Source organism: Brevibacterium aurantiacum, assembly GCF_007558825.1.
GTDB classification, from domain to species: domain Bacteria; phylum Actinomycetota; class Actinomycetes; order Actinomycetales; family Brevibacteriaceae; genus Brevibacterium; species Brevibacterium aurantiacum_A.
In genome coordinates, this window is sequence record NZ_VLTK01000004.1 from 211993 (window position 1) to 231141 (window position 19149).

General features: G+C 62.4%; 15 protein-coding genes and 1 tRNA gene. 8 read left to right on the forward strand and 8 right to left on the reverse strand.

Going from position 1 to position 19149, the window contains the following annotated elements:
- The first annotated feature begins 57 nt into the window (after positions 1-57).
- The 3 genes from FO013_RS08355 to FO013_RS22820 all read left to right on the forward strand — a co-directional run bounded on the left by FO013_RS08355 (position 58) and on the right by FO013_RS22820 (position 2332).
- A complete protein-coding gene (locus FO013_RS08355) occupies positions 58-429 on the forward strand; it encodes a hypothetical protein (RefSeq protein ID WP_143922088.1) in 372 nt (123 codons plus the stop codon).
- A 47-nt stretch (positions 430-476) separates the two neighbouring features.
- On the forward strand, positions 477-2009 hold the full coding sequence (locus FO013_RS08360) for a hypothetical protein (RefSeq protein ID WP_143922089.1): 1533 nt from the start codon (positions 477-479) through the stop codon (positions 2007-2009).
- A 200-nt stretch (positions 2010-2209) separates the two neighbouring features.
- The gene (locus tag FO013_RS22820) at positions 2210-2332 is read left to right on the forward strand and encodes a hypothetical protein (RefSeq protein ID WP_260848061.1); all 123 of its coding nucleotides are present in this window, start codon (positions 2210-2212) and stop codon (positions 2330-2332) included.
- A gap of 137 nt (positions 2333-2469) precedes the next feature.
- On the opposite strand, the gene FO013_RS08365 is transcribed toward FO013_RS22820, so the two are convergent.
- Together FO013_RS08365 and FO013_RS08370 are read right to left on the reverse strand one after the other, a co-directional pair.
- The gene (locus tag FO013_RS08365) at positions 2470-2865 is read right to left on the reverse strand and encodes a hypothetical protein (RefSeq protein ID WP_143922090.1); all 396 of its coding nucleotides are present in this window, start codon (positions 2863-2865) and stop codon (positions 2470-2472) included.
- A gap of 725 nt (positions 2866-3590) precedes the next feature.
- A tRNA-Thr gene (locus tag FO013_RS08370) sits at positions 3591-3663 on the reverse strand.
- A 126-nt stretch (positions 3664-3789) separates the two neighbouring features.
- On the opposite strand from FO013_RS08370, the gene FO013_RS08375 reads away from it, so the two are divergent.
- Both FO013_RS08375 and FO013_RS08380 read left to right on the forward strand, forming a co-directional pair.
- A complete protein-coding gene (locus tag FO013_RS08375) occupies positions 3790-4701 on the forward strand; it encodes a GNAT family N-acetyltransferase (RefSeq protein WP_143922091.1) in 912 nt (303 codons plus the stop codon).
- A 112-nt stretch (positions 4702-4813) separates the two neighbouring features.
- Positions 4814-5905: a M20/M25/M40 family metallo-hydrolase gene (locus tag FO013_RS08380; protein ID WP_260848062.1), complete on the forward strand. Its 1092-nt coding sequence runs from the start codon at positions 4814-4816 to the stop codon at positions 5903-5905.
- A gap of 3 nt (positions 5906-5908) precedes the next feature.
- On the opposite strand, the gene FO013_RS08385 is transcribed toward FO013_RS08380, so the two are convergent.
- Both FO013_RS08385 and tmk read right to left on the reverse strand, forming a co-directional pair.
- Entirely contained in the window at positions 5909-7066 is a 1158-nt protein-coding gene (locus FO013_RS08385) for a DNA polymerase III subunit delta' (RefSeq protein ID WP_143922093.1), read from the reverse strand.
- On the reverse strand, positions 7067-9793 hold the full coding sequence (gene tmk / locus FO013_RS08390; RefSeq protein WP_260848079.1) for a dTMP kinase: 2727 nt from the start codon (positions 9791-9793) through the stop codon (positions 7067-7069).
- Positions 9794-9908: 115 nt separating this feature from the next.
- On the opposite strand from tmk, the gene FO013_RS08395 reads away from it, so the two are divergent.
- Positions 9909-10643 carry a lipoate--protein ligase family protein gene (locus tag FO013_RS08395; RefSeq protein ID WP_260848080.1) on the forward strand — a complete coding sequence of 245 codons (735 nt, stop codon included), beginning with the start codon at positions 9909-9911 and terminating at the stop codon, positions 10641-10643.
- Positions 10644-10705: 62 nt separating this feature from the next.
- Positions 10706-11197: a GNAT family N-acetyltransferase gene (locus FO013_RS08400; RefSeq protein ID WP_143922094.1), complete on the forward strand. Its 492-nt coding sequence runs from the start codon at positions 10706-10708 to the stop codon at positions 11195-11197.
- Positions 11198-11312: 115 nt separating this feature from the next.
- On the opposite strand, the gene topA is transcribed toward FO013_RS08400, so the two are convergent.
- Both topA and FO013_RS08410 read right to left on the reverse strand, forming a co-directional pair.
- A complete protein-coding gene (gene topA, locus FO013_RS08405) occupies positions 11313-14189 on the reverse strand; it encodes a type I DNA topoisomerase (protein ID WP_143922095.1) in 2877 nt (958 codons plus the stop codon).
- Between the two features lie 135 nt (positions 14190-14324).
- Positions 14325-16049 (reverse strand): class I SAM-dependent methyltransferase, encoded by a 1725-nt coding sequence (locus FO013_RS08410; protein WP_260848063.1) that lies wholly within the window; start codon positions 16047-16049, stop codon positions 14325-14327.
- 55 nt (positions 16050-16104) lie between these two features.
- On the opposite strand from FO013_RS08410, the gene FO013_RS08415 reads away from it, so the two are divergent.
- On the forward strand, positions 16105-18381 hold the full coding sequence (locus FO013_RS08415) for a DEAD/DEAH box helicase (RefSeq protein ID WP_143922096.1): 2277 nt from the start codon (positions 16105-16107) through the stop codon (positions 18379-18381).
- A gap of 28 nt (positions 18382-18409) precedes the next feature.
- Here the strand turns inward: FO013_RS08415 and FO013_RS08420 are convergent, their stop codons facing one another.
- Positions 18410-18727 (reverse strand): Rv3654c family TadE-like protein, encoded by a 318-nt coding sequence (locus tag FO013_RS08420; RefSeq protein ID WP_143922097.1) that lies wholly within the window; start codon positions 18725-18727, stop codon positions 18410-18412.
- A complete protein-coding gene (locus FO013_RS08425) occupies positions 18724-19149 on the reverse strand; it encodes a TadE family protein (protein WP_143922098.1) in 426 nt (141 codons plus the stop codon). Before FO013_RS08425 ends, FO013_RS08420 begins: the two co-directional genes overlap by 4 nt.

The window sequence follows — 19149 nt, forward strand, 5'->3', positions numbered from 1 at the left end:
GCCCGATTCACAGCGGCTCAAACTGCGCCCGCTGCTTCCCACAGTGCGCGCTCGCGCATGGGTTCTAAATTCCTCGCGCTGACCTTGGCTGCGGGACTGCTCGCTGGTCCAATCGCGCTCGATGCCCCTCCCGCCGAGGCCGCCACGAAGAAATGTGCGGCGAAGATGTCGATCTCGAAACCGCGGCAGTACTCAAACACCGTGGTGAAGGTTTCCAAGGTTGGGGCGAAAGCGAAGGTCACCACGACCGCGCACTACAAGACGACGAAGACCAAGAAGAAGGCGACTGCTTCGACGAGGGGTGCTGCGAACCTCAAGTACTACATTTCGGGAGCGATTCCAGGCAAAAAGGTGTCGGTGACCGTAGTGGCGAAGAAGGGCAAAACGACCTGGAAATGCTCGACCTCGTTCAAACCCAAGAAGAAGTAGGCCGCCTGGGCGCGTAGAACAATCGCCGGTCGGTGGGAAGATGAACCATGCGTCGATTCTTCGCGGTGACCTCGATTCTGTCTCGGGGACGGGCAGGCTGGATATACTTCTGGCCGATCATGGCCTCGCTGTGCGTGTATGTCATAGCTCTGTCCGTCCTCGTTCCTCTCTTCGGCACCATCGAACGGGCGGGTGCCGACGAGAGAGGCCAGACTCCGGCCCCCGCTCCGACGACAGCGGAACATCCACCTAGCTCACCCCCGAATTTCTCAATTGCGGTCGGCACGGACGACGAACCGCGGGAGATGCCGGCGATCCAGAGCGCAATGACGGACTACCTGTCATTTTCGGATCAGTTCTTCACCAGGCTCGAGCAGGGCGCGATCCCTCCCGACTTCTCCACGACTGAACGCGAGCTTTCACCTGACGCCGCCCGCGCTCAGGTGAAGGATGGGACTTCGGTGCTCGCAGTCCTATTGCCGAAGGACCTCACTCCGCAGGCCATCGACGACATCAGAGCGTATTATCGCGGTGACATCGACGCCCCGCGCTACACGATCACTGTCCTGGCAAGTTCGCAGGCACTGAACGAAGACAAGTTCGTCCTCAACCAATACCGGGATCAGGTCATCCGCCAAGCGGAGGAGCATGTCTCCGAGCAGATTCGCATCATCGCCGAGAAGTTCGGATGCGAGACCGGGGAGCAGACCTGCCCACGTACTTCGAAAGAGGCCCAACGCGCCTTCGAGCGGCCCTTCGACATCAACGTTGAGAATGTCAGCGGCCCACCGGCCGTCGACTACTTCAGCCAGAAAACGGATGAGAGCAGTCCTTCGCCTCATGTCCAGCCCTCTGCACCTGCAACGGCAGCTGCCTCGCCGTCCGACCCCGCTGCCACGTCCTCCGCCACAGATGCCGCATCCTCCCAATCGCACGCTCCACAGTCGTCGACCAGTGCCGGAATCTCCGCGATCATCAGTGCACTTATCCTCGCCGCGGTCACTTTGGCCATACTGTCATCGGCGACCGTCAATCGGGCGGCGGGACTGCAGGTCGCGATCATCGGGCCATGGCGATCGCTGTCACCTCAGAGACCATTCCCCAGAAGAACGTTGCTGAGCCAGAAATTCGGACTGGCCGCCGCCGGGACACTCGCACTGACTACGGCGGCCGCCGTCAGTACGGCATGGCTGGGACGAAACATCGTCGACAGCCTCGGCGCCTACCCGGGTCTCCGACTGATCGCGATCATCGGATTCCTCTGTCTCGTCTGCCTGACTGCAGTGATCGTCATCCTCGCCGTCACCGACACTCTGGGGGTGCTGGCCGGAGTCGTAGTCGCTGTCGGCGCTGTTGTCTGGGGAACCGTCTGGAACACCGTGGCGAATCTTCTCGACCCCAGCCATTCGGACTGGTGGTCCAGTGCCACGATGCTCATCGGCGGAAGCAGACATCTGGCTGGGGAACTGGTGCCGACGCTTGTCGTCCTGCTGATCATCCTTGTCGCAGCATTTATCGGCAGCCTCGCCGTGACCGGTGCTTTCGATCGGAGATTCAGCACTCAGATCACGCGGTCATAGGGGGCCTGGGTTACGTTGCCCGGCCTACTTTGCGTACTTGCTGTTGCCGCCGTGGACACTGCTGACTTTGAGGCCCACGTTCGGACGGTTGCCAAACTGCCCCTCGGGTCGGCACTTAGATAGGATCTGGCTCTTCCTGGGCCCCGAGCCCGTCTCATCAACGGTGCTCATAGTCCGATGACCACGACGGTCTGTTCGACATGCACGGTCACGCCGTTGAGAACAACGTGCTGGAGGTCGCCGATGATGAGGATGCTGGTGTCGAATCCGTGGTTAGGGATGATGTTGGTGAGGGTGCCTTTGCGGCAGCATCATGGGGCTGAGGGGTTCGGCAAGGCGATTGTCGTGCCGAGTTCAGCCGCGTCGAAGTGTCTTGCGATCACGCACGAAGCTTGTGACCGGGCACGGCTGGAATCCCCACATAAACACCCACCCAGGCTATGCCGGCCCGAGGGTTGTTCTACACGAGATGACTCCAATTACCTCGCCTGGTTGGGAAGTTCTCCATGTCGATTACGATCGGTTCGCAATTGCCATCGTGGTACACGACTTCACCACCGGAAGCCGTATCCCAGTCTTCGTGATGGTCCTCGAGGATACGGTTTGCGATACGCGCGAGCGCTGCATGCTGTGCTCCGCGACTGTTTCCCATCGCGACGACCGCGTCTGTACTGTTCGCCTCAACTTCGTCTGCGAGTCCCTGGACGTTGAGGCTGAAACTCACAAGCGGCCCTTCACTGTCACGCATCGGGAATGTCATTTCAGGGCCACGAACTTCACGGTCTCCTACCGCCCCCACCATGTCGGCCAGGCGTCCGGCGAGAACGTAGTCTAAGTCTCGGATCTTCTTGGTCATTCGCGCTTCTTTGCCGGGCATGAGGTGTATGAGGTGATTATGTTTTTGCCTTTGAACGAGCCTGACGCATTGGTCCGCCCCACTTATACGGCCGCAGCTCCGAGTGGCACCTGAGATTTCATCGGCTTCATCAGTTTTCCCTTTGAGGTATTCCACAAGTTAGGTTGCCACTATTTAGCGACCCTCGTGAACCTACCTGCCGCCGCGCTTCTTCACGACCCTCATAAGTATGAGATTCGGCCTCCCGTGGCACACTGCCGCATATGGTTCCAGGCACCTTGCACGAGCTGTCGAAGTATGACCGGCTGATTCGCGACCTGAAGAAGACTGCGCAGACTGCGGCGGCTTGTGAGGCGTTGTACCGACGCATCGATTGATCACTCGAGAGTTACCTCGTCGTACTCGACGGACTCGTGGATGCCGCCTACAGTTACGCTCCGGACGTCGTCGATCGAGTCAGATTGCTGCAGATGGCTAGTTCCTTCGCGCTTCACTCTTACCTTAAGCTACCTGGTTACACGTCGGATGGTGTGGACAATGCGTCCAAGTAGTTGGGCCACTCCGAGATCGGTGTGACGGCGAAACACTATGCCCAGCGGTTCAATATTGGTCCCGCGAGTGCCGTTGGTGTGCTCGACAAGTGCGTGCAAAGCGTGTCGTTCGTAGCTCTGAGCAAGAAAAATCCCCTCCCCCAGACCGTCAAGCCTGGTGGGAGAGGATGGACGAGCCGCCTGCGAGAATCGAACTCGCGACCTATTCATTACGAGTGAATCGCTCTACCGACTGAGCTAAGGCGGCAACCGAGCTAACTCTAGCCAAAACCAGGACTCCTGGTCAAAAGGAACGCAGCCGAACCCCACCGACGTAACACAGCTCACATATGCTGGACTTCCCTGCGCATTCTCTCCCCATCTCAGGAGGAACATGAGAACCGTTGTGCTGAACGTCCCTCAGGTCTCAGAACTTCCCGATATCGGTGCTGTGCTCGATCGATGGCAGTCCGATGCCGGCCCACTTCACCTCCACACCGGCGACCTGGGCTGGTATTCGCTGAGAGGTGCAGAAGCAACAGCTCAGGCACTGCGCGTCTGGCGATGCCAGGACAGGATCCTGGCAATCGGGTTGCTTGACGGCGAGAACCTTCTACGTCTGTCTGTTGACCCGGATCTCACTCACGATGACGTTTTGGCGCGGCAGATCGAATCCGACATCGACTCATCGGACAGGACTGCTTCGAGGACGGACACCTCTGTCTTCGAAAAGGGAACGGCAATCGTCGAAGCTCGGGGAGCAATTCGCCTCTGCGATCTTCTGAAGACCCGTGGATGGGGCAACGATGAGCCGTGGACTCCGATGAGCCGTGACTTGAGTCTGCCGGTGGAACAATCCGACATCGGAGTTGACGTTGCCGGGCCAGACGGTGCTGCGGCCTGGACGACCATTCACTGGTCGGCCTTTCGCGGTGTGCCCTACACCGCTGACGACAGACAGCGATTCGTCGACCGATGGCACACGATGATGTCTGGCCCTTTCTCCTCCCGAGCACAGTGCCTAATGGGGTATGACAACAGCGGTCTGCCGGTCGCCGTGGCGACAGTATGGTCTGCGGGTCCGAACCGTCCCGGACTGCTCGAACCATTGGCTGTCCACCGTGACCAGCAGGGTCACGGCTATGGAAAAGCCATGGCGATCGCTGCGGCAAGACGCCTGCAGCAGTTGGGATCATCGTCAGCATCAGTCTGCACGGAGAGTTCGAACAGGGGCGCCGTCGCCGCTTATTCGTCTGCCGGCTACCTTCCTCGCCCCCAGGTGAAGGATCTTCGCCGAGGCAGTTGAAGCCTCCCAGCCCTGACGTCTCTGCGGCAGTTCACCGGTTAACCTGGTGGAGACAGACATTCCACAAGAGAAAAGGGTGACGCACGTGGTCGAGTTCGACTCGAAGGACTTCATGAGTGATTTCCAGGCGCTCATCGAATGTGAGTCGTTCTCCCAGGATCCCGAATCATTGGCCCGCAGCGCTCGGCTCGTCTCTCGGATCGGCACCGGTCTGCTGGGGGCAGCCCCTCACATCATCGAAACCGACTCGCACCCACACGTACTGTGGCGCTTCGGGCCCGGGCCCCGCAAGGTCGTGCTCATCGGCCATCACGACACTGTGTGGCCCACCGGCACTCTTGCCGATTTCCCCTATTCGGTCACCGACGGCGTCGTGCGTGGACCGGGCGCCGACGATATGAAGGGCGGTCTGCTCATCGCTCTCTATGCGATGGCGCGTCTGCGCGAGGAGCGCGGGAACCTCGATGGCGTCAGCATCCTCATGACCGGAGACGAAGAGCTCGGTTCCCCCGGCTCACGCCAGATCATCGAGGACGAAGCCCGTGGAGCCAAGGCGGCTTTGGTCTTCGAAAGCGGCGCACCCGATGGGGCTGTGAAGATCGCGCGCAAAGGTGTCGCCATCTACTCACTGGAAGTCACTGGTTTGGCCGCTCATGCGGGTGTGGAGCCGGAGAAGGGCATCAACGCCACGATCGAGGTCGCCAACCAGGTCGTCAAGATCGCGGGCCTTCATGATCCGTCTGCGGGGACCTCGGTTGTGCCGACCGTCATGCACAGCGGTTCGACGACGAACACCGTGCCGGCCAAGGCTGTTGTCGGTGTCGACTCCCGAGCCGCCTCGGTCGCAGAACAGGAACGCATCGACGCAATCATGAGCTCCCTCTCCCCCACTGTGGCTGGGGCCAAGGTCGACGTCCTCGGTGGGATCAACCGAGCCCCGCTGGAGGAGAATATGGCAATGGGGCTCTACGCCCGAGCTCAGCGACTGAGTGCTCACCTGGGGCACCCGCCATTGCGGTCCGTGGCCGTCGGCGGTGGATCGGACGGCAATTTCACAGCCGGAGTCGGAACACCGACCATTGACGGACTCGGCACTGTGGGCGGGGGTTCGCATGCGAGAACCGAGCATGCCCTTCAGGTGTGGATCCCTCGCCGTGTTGAGCTCACGACTGCTCTGGTCGGTGAACTTCTCACCGAAGACTGAACCTCAAAGCGCCCCAGTACGGTCCTCGAGCAGCCAGGGGTTCGACAGCAGCACGAATGCCGATTCGACGATGAGCACGGGCGACATGTTCGTCTGCAGCCGTCGTCTCGCCTCGGTGATGGCATCGATGCGCAGCAGAGTCGTGTCAGGTCCGTCCCGGTTCGCCTGCTCGGCGATGAGATCGCCTTCTCCGGCGTTGATCCATCCCTCGCGGATCCCCAACTGGTGCATGAGGATGTCGCGGTAGAGACTCATGAGTTCGAGGAAGATTCGGTCGAGTTCGTCATTGCGGGCGCGCACCGACCGGCGCTTCTGCTCCTCTTCGAGCTTCCTGATCTGAGATCTCGCCGAGGGAGGGATGGACTTCTCGGATTCGATGCCCAAAGTCGCCATGAGATCGCTGCGCTCAGAAGCATTGCGTTCCTCAACACGAGACTTTGCGGTCTCTGCGGCTTCATCGACGATGCGTCCCGCCAAGCGGATCGTCGCGCCGACCGAAGTCAGCTTCCCTGGGATCGCGAGGAGCTGCTTGCGCTCCTCACCGGCGGAATCGTTGAGCGCCATGTACTTGGCCCGACCGATGTGGTTCTGCGCCACGGCGGCTGCCCACTGAGCCCTGTCCTCGTCGACGTGGTCGCGTTCGATGAGGAGCTGTGCCACGGCGTCCCGAGAGGGGATGCGCAGGCGAACGGGCCGGCATCGAGAACGGATCGTGGTGAGCACATCGATGGGACTCGGCGCGCACAGCAGCCACACAGTGGCCGGGGGCGGTTCTTCGATGGCCTTGAGAAGGACGTTGGCGGTCCGCTCGCTCATCCGGTCCGCGTCTTCGATGATGACGACTCGCCACGGGGAGTTGACCGGGGCTGACTGCGCTCTCGATACCAGTTCCCTCACTTCATCGATGGCGATCACCGATTTCTGAGTCGACATGATCGTCAACGATTCGTGATGCCCCTTGAGCACGCGCGAGGTGACTTCGTCGGGCTCCTCGCTGCCGGAGATCAGCGCCGCAGCGAAGGCCCGAGCCGCATTGGATCGACCGGACCCCGGGGGGCCGGTGAATAGCCAGGCATGGGTCATCGCGCCCGGTGAATAGAGTGCGTACTTGAGCTGGGTGATGACCTCGTCCTGGCCGACGAGCTCATTGAAGACGCTCACTCAGTGACCTTCCGGGTTGTTGAAGCGCTGATGGTTGCGTTCTCGCTGTTTGCGCAGCCGCTCGCGTGCCTGACGTTCGATCTCAGCCTGGGCATGCAGTCGCTCTCGGCTCATCTGTCGGGCGTTTCGCATGGGCAGCACCGTTGTCGCTGCATCTTCGTCACCTGCGTCGGTCCCGCCACCCGGCTGAGCCTCGGACCTCGGTGGAGTCCCGTCACCACTGCGGGGGTCGACCACACGGGTTTCTGCTTCTTCCGAGTCAGGCGTTGCGATCTCATTCGTCGGCACAGCGTCCTCATCTTCGTCATCCGCCAAGGAAGCACTCGGCGCAACTCCGCGGGTCGGCAGCACCGTGGTGGCCGCATCCTCGTCGACCTCGGGTTCGGACTCAGGCGCAGATTCAGACTCAGGTGCAGATTCGGACTCAGGTGCAGATTCGGACTCAGGTTCGCTTGCGTGAGTCGGAAGCACCGCGGTGGCCGCTTCATCATCGCCCTGTTCGTCTGGCTGTCGCAGATCAGCGCCGAGGTCGACTCTCTCAGTTTCGACGCCGTCATTGCGCTCTTCGGATTCGAGGCGGTCAGTGGATTGCGGGATGAACCGTTCGTTCGAAGCTGGAACGAATCGGACTCCGGGCTCGGGTGCGACCGACTCGTCGGCGGTAGTCGACACCCCCTCATCGGACTCCGCGGCGGACGCACCGACGACGGCTTCGGAGGGATGGTTCTCCTCCACCTCGGCGTCAGTTGACGTGCTTGTGACGACACCTGCGTCGGTGGCGGCCGTACTGCCCACCTGCTGCGGCAGCCGGGTGCGGATAGCGGTGAGGATTTCGGCGGTCAATTCATCCTCTGACACCGATGCGTCGAGGACGACGTACCGGTCGGGCTCTTTGTGCGCACGGGTCAGGTAGGTCTGACGGACCCGCTGGTGGAACTGCCGGTTCTCCTCGTCGAGGTAGTTGTTCTCGCTGCGTTTGCCCATCCTGGCCGCAGCGGTCTCGGGATCGATGTCCAGGACGATTGTCAGATGCGGGACGAGTCCCTGAGTCGCCCATTTGCTCAGCGCCAAGATCGTCTTCGGGTCGAAGTTGCGGCCTGCAGCCTGGTAGGCGATCGTCGAATCGATGTACCTGTCGGTGATGACGATGTTTCCGCCGTCGAGACTCGGATCGACCAACGAGGCCACGTGGTGGGCGCGATCGGCGGCAAAGAGCAGCGCCTCGGTGCGGGGGCTCGGAGGTTCGGAGTCGAATAGCACCGAACGGATCTGTCGCCCCAGTTCGGTTCCGCCTGGTTCCCGGGTCGCTTCGACGTTGTGTCCCTCGTCGGCCAGGGTCTGTGAGATTCGCTTGATCTGTGTGCTCTTGCCCGAACCATCGCCGCCTTCGATGGCGATGAAGAATCCGGCTCCCAGTCGTTCCGCGGAGTTTCCGATACCGTCGTTCGCTCCGTTCTCGGCGGCGCTGGGCGGACGGAATCCATGCACGATGTCAACGGACAGTCCCTGGAGACCGTGCGGGTCGAAGATGAAGAGTCCGATGACTCCGGCGACCAGAGCGGCCAATCCCAAGATTCCGAACGCAACGTCGCTGGGGGCCAGCAGCCATTCCATGGCCGAGCCGACAGGGATGGTGATGCCGAAGTCGATGGAGTTGAGGACGAGGGCGACCACCGCCCCGCCGACGGCTCCGATCCGCCGCGAGAAGTCATAGGGCTGTGAGCGCACCCCGATTCCGACGAGGAAGGCGATGACTGCGGACAGGACGACCTTGCCGGAGAGCTCGCCGATGGCTCCTGTGGCGATCAGCAGAATTCCGGACACGGTCAACGCGAAGGCGGAGACGCGCGGCCGAGACATTCCGGGCGCGAAGGTGGGCCCCATCTCGAAGCCGATGGCCCAACCCACCAGACACGACGCAATCATGAGGGCGAAGCCGGCTTGGCCGAAGCTGTGTTCAACAGCGGTCGGCTGGGCCAGGATGACGGTGGTTCCCAGCACTGCGAACAGCGCGATGCAGACCCACGGCATCTTAATGGTCGCGGCGGGTCTGGCCACACGTGCCTTGGTCGAGGGGAATGCGCCGGTTGTCGCTGCTTCGGCGTGGAGAGCGCGCTCGGGGGTGAGGAAGATGATCACGGCGCCGACGGCCATGGCGATGCCCACCAGGAGACTCATCCATCCCAGGGACTGAGTGCCTGCTGCGGACCCACCGATGATCTGGAAGGCGAATGCGACGAAGACGAGTATCGCTGCGGGGATGCCGACTCGACGCCACGGCTTCTCGTTCGTGAACGGGTTGATGCTCATCAGCAGGCCAACGACGGCTCCGAGGAATAATGCGGTGACCCAGGTCAGCCATGCACTCGGCGCGAGGGAGAGGACGATGAGCAGCCCTGCCTCGACGACAGCTGCGATGCTGAGCGCCAGTTTGCGCACGGCTGGGCCCTTGCTCGCCAAGATCTTCTGCGGAATGAACAGTCCGGCCCCGGCGAGGACGAAGACGATGAGGAGAGACACGCTTCCCAGCTGGTTGTCGAAGCCTCCCGCACCGATGCTGTCGGCCGTTGCGGTAAACGCCCGACCACCGATCGTGGCGAAGAATCCACTGGTGCCCGCCACGACATAGCTGATCGCCACGAGCACTATCAGTGCGCCCCAAGCAGCGGTCTCGGCAACCAACCGGCCAGGGGCTCCGGGAAGTCGATGTCCTGTAGTAGTCAACATACTCACAGCTCTACAATATCTGCCGCGACTGACATATCTCTTGGAACGGGCCGGATCTCTTCTCACTGACGCCTGATCATCTACTCTTGATTGCGTGCACACAACGAATACCGCCATGTCAGCAGTTGCGACCACCGGACTGAGTCCGATCGAGGAGCTCGCCTTCGCCCGAGTCCTCCTCGACTCGGTCAAGCATGGCAGCAGCGGGGCGACCCTGCGGATGTACAGCCCCGCTCCGACGGTGGCATTCGGTGCCAGGGACCGTTTCCTCCCCGGGTTCCCGAGCGCCGTCGAAGCAGCCCGAGATCACGGTTTCACTCCAGCTCTGCGCAGCCTCGGCGGGCGAGCCGCAGCCTATCACCGGGGGTCCCTGGTCATCGACCACATCGAACCCAGTGATGCCTTCATCAAGGACACGACTGCCAGGTTCACCGGGTTCGGGCAGGACTACGTCGAAGTGCTGCGAGGCATCGGAGTCGACGCCCGCCTCGGCGAGATTCCCGGTGAATACTGCCCTGGTGAGCACAGCGTCAACGTGGCCGGTCGGATCAAGGCCATCGGAACCGCGCAGCGGGTGGTCTCGGGTGCGTGGCTGTTCTCGTCGTCCGTGATCGTCGAGGATCCTGATCCCATCCGTGCCGTCCTCACCGACGTCGAGGCGGCCCTGGGCATCGAGTGGGACCCGGCCACGGGCGGTTCGATCAGTGAAGTCCACCCCGAGATCACGACCGATGCCGTCGCCGAGGCCTTCGCCTCCTACTATTCCTCTGCCGATCCGCACACGCCCGGTGAGCCCACCGCCGACGAGCTCGCGGCGCTGCCGGAGAAAACCGGCACTCACGTGCTGTGACGCCCTTAGAACTGTGACAATTCCTGCACTGTGACGCTGAAGCGATTGGAGACTATGACCTCATGAATGTGCGCGAGGCGACGAAGGACGATCTGCCGGACATTCTCCGACTTGTCCATGCTCTGGCCGTGTACGAGAAGGAACCCGACGCGGTCGACGCCACCGAGGACGACTTCGCTGCGGTGATGTTCCCAGACGATGGCCGTCCGAACACCTATGGGCTCGTCGCCGAGGTGGACGGGCAGATCATCGGCATCGCAATCTGGTTCCATTCGTTCTCCACCTGGACTGGAAAGAACGGGATCTGGCTCGAGGATCTGTTCATCGACCCTGACTATCGCGGCAACGGGGCGGGCAAAGCCCTGCTGGGACGCTTGGCCCAAATCTGCCAGGAACGGGGGCTGACCCGACTCGAGTGGTGCGTGCTCAAGTGGAACGAACCCTCGATCGGGTTCTACCGCTCGCTGGGCGCAAAAGCACAGGACGAGTGGGAGACCTTCCGTCTCGATGGTCAGGCCCTGCACTTGCTCGCCGATGAATCAGCCGTGCACTAGTCGCGAGGCTGACTGGTGTTGAGATGCTGAGTTCACCGACATCACCAGTGCGATTTGAAGAAGAAGTGGGCCGATCCTCCATAGAGAAATCGGCCCAGAACTTCCTATCACAACCTCAGGGTGTCTTCGGCTTAGCCGTTGTGGTCTTCTTGGCGGCTGTCGTCTTCGTTGCCGTCGTCGACTTGCCCGTCGTCGACTTGCCCGTCGTCGACTTGGCCGTCGTCGACTTGGCCGTCGTGGCTTTCTTGGCTGCCGTCGACTTCGCAGCTGTCTTCGCCGGAGTCTTCTTTGCAGCGGTCGTCTTGGCAGCCGTCGTCTTCTTAGCGGGAGCCTTCTTGGCTGGTGCCTTCTTTGCCGGCGCTTTCTTCTTAGCCGGACCCTTCGCACGCTTTTCCGCCAGGAGCTCGGCGGCACGGCCGATGTTCATCGACTCGACCGTATCGTCCTTGCGCAGAGTTGCATTGAACTCACCGTCGGTGACGTAGGGGCCGAAGCGACCGTCCTTGACCACGACCGGCTTCTTCGAGATGGGATCCTCGCCCAGTTCCTTCAATGGTGCTGCGGCTTGACGGCCACCGCGCTGCTTCGGCTGGGCGTAGATCTTCAGTGCCTCGTCCAAGGTGATGTTGAAGATCTGCTCTTCGTCGGTCAGCGACCGTGAGTCCGTGCCCTTCTTCAGGTATGGACCGTAGCGCCCGTTCTGGGCGGTGATGTCGGTGCCCTCTTCGTCCTGGCCGACGACCCTGGGAAGACTGAGCAGGGTCAGTGCCGTCCCAAGGTCGATCGAGTTCAGGTCCATGGACTTGAACAGTGAGCCGGTGCGCGGCTTCGGCTTCTTCGCTCCGCGTTTGGGCTTCTCTTCGGGCTCGGGAAGAATCTCGGAGACATAGGGGCCGAAGCGCCCGTTCTTCGCCACGATCGTGTGTCCGGTCTCCGGATCGACACCGAGTTCACGGTCGCCATCACCCTGCGATTCGATGAGTTCGGCGGCCTTGGCTGCGGTCAGCTCGTCCGGGGCCAGATCTTCTGGCACGGACACGCGCTTCGGATCCGCGCCCTCTTCGGAGGCCGGGACCTCGAGGTAGGGGCCATAGCGACCTACGCGCAGATTCACGCCTTCGCTGATGACGACGGTGTTGACCTCGCGGGCGTCGATGTCACCGAGGTCGTCGACGACTTCCTTGAGTCCTTCGCGATCCTGGGACTTGTCACCGAAGTAGAAGCGGGCCAACCACGCTTTGCGGTCTTCCTCGCCCATGGCGATCCGGTCGAGTTCGGATTCCAAGTCGGCGGTGAACGCGTAGTCGACAAGCCGAGTGAAGTGCTCTTCAAGGAGGCGCACGACGGAGAAAGCCAACCAGCTGGGCACCAGGGCGTTGCCGCGGGAGGTGACATATCCGCGGTCCTGGATGACGGAGATCGTGGCAGCATACGTCGAAGGTCGGCCGATGCCGAGCTCTTCGAGCTGCTTGACCAGGCTGGCTTCCGTGAAGCGTGGCGGTGGAGCCGTCGTGTGTCCGTCGGCTTCGGCCTTGACCACGGACAGGGCCTGACCTTCTTCGACCTGCGGAAGACGGGATTCGCCGGACTTCGTGTCGTAGCGTCCGGCGTCGGTGCCCTCCTCATAGGCTGCGAGGAATCCGCGGAAGGTGATGACGGTGCCGCTGGCGCTGAAGCCCGCATCATGGCCGTCAGCAAGGTCGGCGCGGACCTTGATAGTTGCGGTCTTGCCCTTGGCATCGGCCATCTGGCTGGCGACGGTGCGCTTCCAGATCAGGTCGTAGAGACGGAACTCTTCGCCGCTGAGCGACTTCGAGACCTGGGCTGGGGTGCGGAAGGAGTCGCCCGAGGGACGGATCGCCTCGTGGGCCTCCTGCGCCGACTTCTGTTTACCCGAGTAGGTACGCGGTGACTGTGGGACGAATTCGGGACCGTAGAGTTCAGTCACCTGTTTCCGTGCCGCGGAGATCGCTTGGCCCGACAATGCAGAGGAGTCGGTACGCATGTAGGTGATGTAACCGTGCTCGTACAGCGACTGGGCGGTGCGCATGGCCTGACGAGCACTCATGCGCAGCTTGCGGCCGGCTTCCTGCTGCAGGGTCGAGGTCGTAAACGGTGCCGCAGGCTTGCGCGAATACGGCTTCGACTCGACGGCAGTGACCGTCAGCGCGTCCTTCGCGGTGCCGTTGAGCTCCGTGGCCAGCGCTTCGGCCCTGGTCTGGTCGACGACGGTGGCCGATGAGTTCTTCAGCTCACCCTTGTCATTGAAATCTCGGCCTGAGGCCACGCGAGCACCGTCGAGGGTCGAAAGGTTCGCGGCGAACGGGCTGGTGCCGTCGGGCAGCCCCAGGTCGACATCAAGGTCCCAGTAATCGGCGGAGACGAAGGCCATGCGTTCGCGCTCACGTTCGACGACGAGGCGGGTTGCCACCGACTGAACACGACCGGCGGAGAGTCCGGCGCGAATCTTGCGCCACAGGACGGGCGAGATCTCGTAGCCGTAGAGGCGGTCGAGGATGCGGCGAGTCTCCTGTGCATCGACGAGAGCGGTGTCGATCTCACGGGTGTTCGCCAGAGCCCGCTCGATGGCCTCGGGGGTGATCTCGTGGAAGACCATGCGCTTGACGGGGATCTTCGGCTTGAGGACCTCGAGAAGGTGCCAGGCGATGGCCTCACCTTCGCGGTCCTCATCTGTTGCGAGATAGAGTTCGTCGGCGTCCTTGAGGAGGCGCTTGAGTTCGGTGACCTTCTTCTTCTTACCCGGGTCGACGCGGTAGTAGGGATCGAAGTTGTTGTCGACGTCGACAGCGAACTTTCCGTACGGTCCCTTCTTCATGTCTGCCGGGAGTTCGGACGGGGTGGGAAGGTCGCGGATGTGGCCGACCGACGCTTCAACGTCGTAACCCTCTCCGAGGTACCCAACGATCGTTCGCGCCTTCGTCGGGGACTCGACGATGACGAGACGGCGGGGCTGCTTCTCGGTTGTGGTCACGCTTTCACATTCCTCTCACGGCGCCGGTTGATCGAATAAACGGACGATCCGGCCCAATGTAACACTGATGATCGTGCCCGACCTGCATCGGGTTGATGCAGTGAACGTCAACGGCAACGGTTTTCGATACTACCGTTATTCCTGCTTCCCCTCGTTCACAGGCAACAGCGCACCGGCGATGACGAGTTGTCTCACCTGAGAGATGAGCTGGTCTTCGAGTGCGGTCGGATTGACGTCGAGCAGCTGTGCAAGAGCCACCGCTGTCTGCCGCAGAGTCAAGCTTCCGTCAGCGACCGAGACGAATCCGGCCAGGGCTGTGTCAAGGTCGAAGACCTGTCCGAATCCGACGCCCTGCTCCAGAGTAATCGAGCTCGGGTCTGATTCTCCGGGCATATGGTGGCGGTGCTCGACGAGGTCCGGGGAGCGGGTGAATATGGTGTTCGCGATCTCTTCGGCGCCGGCAGTCGCCAACCACGACCGCAACGCGAACGTGGTCGCGATGAATTGTCCGAGTCCATGCGGATTGTTCGCTATCGCCGAGGTCGTCCTGACCCTGGCCTTGAACACGGAGGACGGCTGTTCGCCGTTGCCGGCAATCGTGTGGTCGGCAATTGTTGGGACATCGTTATCTGTGTCCAAGGTGTGCTCTGCTCTGTGCATGATGACGTATCCGAAGACGACCTCGGTCACATCACGTGTGTCGAAGTCCTCAATCCAGGCTGCAGTTGCCGCGTTCCAGTCCTCGCTGGCACGAGGGATGCCTCCGTCTCTGATCCATGTCTCGGCATAGGCGATGGGGTCGAGGCCCTCACGTTCGATGACGAGCACCGAGGTCTCCGGGTCCGTGACCCAGGCCTCCGGCCCTGCATCCACCGCCGAGGTGGTCTCCCAGTTCCCGAGGCAGACGGACCGTCCACCCGGGTGCAGGTGGTCGGGAATCGTGGTGAACAGGGACCGAACAAGCCGGTCGCCGGCCATCCCGCCGTCCCTGTATTCGAAGTTGGCCACAGTCGTGCGCGGGGTGATGACAAAGGGTGGGTTGGACACGAGCAGATCGACTGGTTCGCTGAGCGGTTCGAGCATGGATCCTGCCCTGAGTTCGATGTTGTCCACGCCATTGAGTCCGGCGCTGAGCCCTGTCAGGTGCAGAGCGCGCTCGGAGATGTCGGTGGCGATGACGCGGTCGCTGTGCCGGGCCAACAGCAGAGCCTGGATCCCACACCCGGTGCCGATGTCTGCGGAGATGGAGACATGCTCACGCGGCGTCAGTGCCACGAGCGTGCGTCCGGCCCCGCCGAGTCCGAGCACGAAGTCGCCGTCGAGAACATCGGGATTGATGAGAGTTCCATGGTCGCTGACGAGATAGAGGTTTTCGTCGCCGGGGCGGAACCCGCGTGGAACCCCGACCGGCAGATCATAGGGAGTGACCGCAAACGGAGCGGACACGTGTCCCGGTTCCCCCACCTCGGCGTTCGAAGTCCCGGCACCATTGTCTGTCGTGCTACGACTGCTGGTCACGAGCAGTCCGCCGTCGACTGCGATATCGAACGCGTCGTCGCCGAGGGCTGCACGAGCAGTTTCGGTGCTGACCTCGCGATGGAAGTGGAAGAGCATGGCCAGCGTCGCCAGGTGCTCGTCGAACCGTTGTGGAGCCTCACCCGACTCCTGTGCGTCCGTCTGTGTCTGTGGCTGTGTCTGAGCGGATTCGAGCACCGTCTGACAGAAATGGATCGCGGGCGCCGCGTTGTTGCGCACCAGCGCGGAGGCGATGGGTCCACCCCAGAACTGTCGGAGCCGTGGCTCGGTGTATCCGGCCCGGTAGAGTCGGTCTGCCACGAGGGTCATGTCTTGTTCAATCACACACAAATCCTAGCGACTGCATCCCGACGACTCTGACTGCGCCATAATTGGGGCCATGGCCTCTTCTGCTCTTCTCGACATCGTCACCGGATTCGGTGCCAGGGATGAACGGATCGTCCACGTGCGCGATATTCCACAGCGGTTCGAACATGAGTCGGACTGGCCGGAGTGGATAGATCAGGAGCTCAAACACGCCTGTCATGCCATCGGCGTCGATCGGCTGTGGGACCATCAGCGTGAGGCAGCACAGGCGGCGAGGGACGGTTCCGACGTCGTCATCGCCACTCCGACTGCTTCGGGGAAGTCCTTGGGGTTCTGGCTGCCGGTCCTCGAATCAATTCAGAGCACCCGTGCGAAGCTGCGCACCTCCTCGGCGATCTACATCGCACCGACCAAGGCTTTGGCCGCTGATCAGTTGGCGAATCTGGAGAAGCTCATCGTCCAGGGCATGCGGCCTGCGACCTACGACGGGGACACCTCCCAAGCGTCGAAGGACTGGGCCAGACGGCATGCGAACATCATCTTCACCAACCCGGACATGCTCCACCGCGGGATCCTGCCGCAGCACGAACGGTTCGCTCGGCTATTCAAGTCGCTGCGCTTCATCGTCATCGACGAGGCCCATCGCTACCGGGGAGTCTTCGGCTCCCACGTGGCACTGATCCTCCGTCGCCTGCTGCGCATCGCTGCGCATTATGGGGCTCACCCTGTGGTCATCGGAGCGTCGGCGACGATGGCGAACCCGGATGAGGCGTTCTCCAAGCTCACGGGACGCGAAGTGCACGCGGTGAGCCAGGATTCGTCTCCCCGCGCCTCGGGCAGCTTCGCTCTCTGGGAGCCACCGGTCTCACCCGGCGGCGAGCGCCGCAGCGGCCTTGTCGAAGCGGCAGATATCCTCACCGACGCAATGTGCGCGGGCTATCGTTCGATTGCGTTCATCGCCTCCCGCCGCGGCACAGAAGCATTGGCGTCGACCGTGCGTGACCAGGTCGGTCAGGTCGACGACTCGTTGAGGGACAAGGTCGCGGCCTATCGCGGCGGCTACCTTGCCGAGGAGCGCAGACTCCTCGAGTCGGCACTGCGATCAGGACGCCTATTGGCAGTGGCATCGACGAATGCCCTTGAGCTCGGGATCGATATCTCGGGCCTCGACCTCGTCATCATCTCCGGGTGGCCCGGAACCCTGGCATCGCTGTGGCAGCAGGCCGGTCGTGCGGGACGTGCAGGACAGCGGTGGATGGCCGTCTTCATCGCCCGTGATGACCCGCTGGACACCTATGTCGTGAACCATCCCGAGGTCATCTTCGATGCTCCCGTCGATGCTGGTGTCATCCATCCCGGCAATCCGCATGTTCTGGGCGGGCACCTGTGTGCCGCAGCCGCCGAGGTGCCGCTGACGAAGTCGGACCTCGTTCACTTCCCCGACAACTCCGCCGAGGTGCTCGCTGACCTGGTCGAACGAAAGCTCCTGCGCGCACGACCCACCGGGTGGTTCTGGGCGAAGGAATCGTCGGCGGCGGACATGTCCGACATCCGTGGCAGCGGGGGTGGACAATTCCGCCTCGTCGAGGCCAGCACGGGTGCGCTGTTGGGCACCGTCGACGAGTCCGGTGCTTTCACTGGAGCTCATCCCGGTGCGGTCTATACGCATCAGGGCGCCGACTTCATGGTCCTCGACCTTGATCTCGAGGATCATGTGGCGCTGGTCGAACGTGCCGAGGTCGACTACACGACGCAGGCCCGGTCCCAGACCGAGATCGACATTGTCGACACCGATCAGCAGCGGACTCTCTCCTCCGGTGTGTCCGTGCACAGCGGAACGGTCGATGTGAAGGACCATGTCATCGCCTACCGGATGCGGGCCAAGCGCGGTGGGGCGATCATCGCCGAACACGAGCTCGATCTGCCCGAACGCACCCTGCAGACCAAAGCCGTGTGGTGGACGATTCCGCAGACGCTGTTGGACGAAGCCGAGATCGTCCATGCCGACCTGCCCGGTGCCGTCCACGCAGCCGAGCATGCCTCGATCGGTCTTCTGCCGCTGTTCGCCGGCTGCGACCGGTGGGACATCGGCGGCGTCTCCACCGCCCTGCACGCTGACACCGGCATGGCCACGGTCTTCGTCTACGACGGACTCGCCGGTGGGGCCGGGTTCGCCGAGCGCGGCTACGAGGTCATCGAAGGATGGCTGGCAGCGACACGTGATGCGATCGCCGCGTGCGAATGCGTAGACGGCTGCCCTTCGTGCGTACAGTCACCAAAATGCGGCAACGGCAATGAACCGTTGGAGAAGGATGCGGCTCTGCGGTTGCTGCGCACCGTCCTGGACTGACAATCTCCGTCGATTCTGACCACTCCGTCTATTTCCCGGCCACGGCCTTTTCCTTCACCTTCGGCAGCGGGCCGGGGATGTCGACCTCGACTTGAACATATGCGCTCTGCTCCGACATTGAGGCTCGGCAGTCATTGACGACTGCGCCGTTGCGCTTCGCGACCTCCTTGGCAATGTCACAGGGATCGCCGGTGGCGAGTCCGCGAACGGCGTCGGCTGCCGCGAGCACCGAAAGGTCGGCGGCACTCTGCGCTGTGCTGTGGGCTGCGAAAGCTTGACTGAGGCCGCCGACAGCGGTGACGAGGACCAGGATCATCGAGCACAGCCCGACCACGATGGTCGTCACGACAGTCTGCCTGAATGGGGCTGGCCCAGGGCCTCGCCGGCAGTGGAGCGACTTCCCTCTGTTCGCGCCGTCGCTGCTGCTTCGACTTCGCTGAGGAAGATGATCGCTGCGGGGAGTTCGATGGTGACGGTCACCGTCGAATATCCTCCCTCGGAGCGGACCAACACCTCGGACGCATTTCCAGCGTGCTTCTTGGCTTCGGTGACGACCGCTGCCTGAGGTTCACCGCGGGCGATCTCTCGGGCGGCAGATCGGGCTGCGTCGAAGGCTCTCAACTGGGAGAAGCCGACGGCGGCTGCCCCTGTGACTACGATGATGAGAAGCACGATGGCGGGCATGACCACAGCGAATTCGGCGGTGGCCGTTCCCGCATCCCGGTGCTGCTTCTGTCTCCGTGGGTCACAGGAGCATCCGATCGCCAT

Excerpts from the sequence above, each read along its gene's own strand:
- FO013_RS08400 (WP_143922094.1), top strand. The coding sequence starts at position 10,706 with ATGAATGTGCGCGAGGCGACGAAGGACGATCTGCCGGACATTCTCCGA.
- FO013_RS08425 (WP_143922098.1), bottom strand. The coding sequence starts at position 19,149 with ATGGCGATCGGATGCTCCTGTGACCCACGGAGACAGAAGCAGCACCGG.
- FO013_RS08415 (WP_143922096.1), top strand. The coding sequence starts at position 16,105 with ATGGCCTCTTCTGCTCTTCTCGACATCGTCACCGGATTCGGTGCCAGG.
- FO013_RS08355 (WP_143922088.1), top strand. The coding sequence starts at position 58 with ATGGGTTCTAAATTCCTCGCGCTGACCTTGGCTGCGGGACTGCTCGCT.
- tmk (WP_260848079.1), bottom strand. The coding sequence starts at position 9,793 with ATGTTGACTACTACAGGACATCGACTTCCCGGAGCCCCTGGCCGGTTG.
- FO013_RS08375 (WP_143922091.1), top strand. The coding sequence starts at position 3,790 with ATGAGAACCGTTGTGCTGAACGTCCCTCAGGTCTCAGAACTTCCCGAT.
- FO013_RS08395 (WP_260848080.1), top strand. The coding sequence starts at position 9,909 with ATGTCAGCAGTTGCGACCACCGGACTGAGTCCGATCGAGGAGCTCGCC.
- FO013_RS08360 (WP_143922089.1), top strand. The coding sequence starts at position 477 with ATGCGTCGATTCTTCGCGGTGACCTCGATTCTGTCTCGGGGACGGGCA.
- FO013_RS08380 (WP_260848062.1), top strand. The coding sequence starts at position 4,814 with ATGAGTGATTTCCAGGCGCTCATCGAATGTGAGTCGTTCTCCCAGGAT.
- FO013_RS08365 (WP_143922090.1), bottom strand. The coding sequence starts at position 2,865 with ATGACCAAGAAGATCCGAGACTTAGACTACGTTCTCGCCGGACGCCTG.
- FO013_RS22820 (WP_260848061.1), top strand. The coding sequence starts at position 2,210 with ATGCACGGTCACGCCGTTGAGAACAACGTGCTGGAGGTCGCCGATGAT.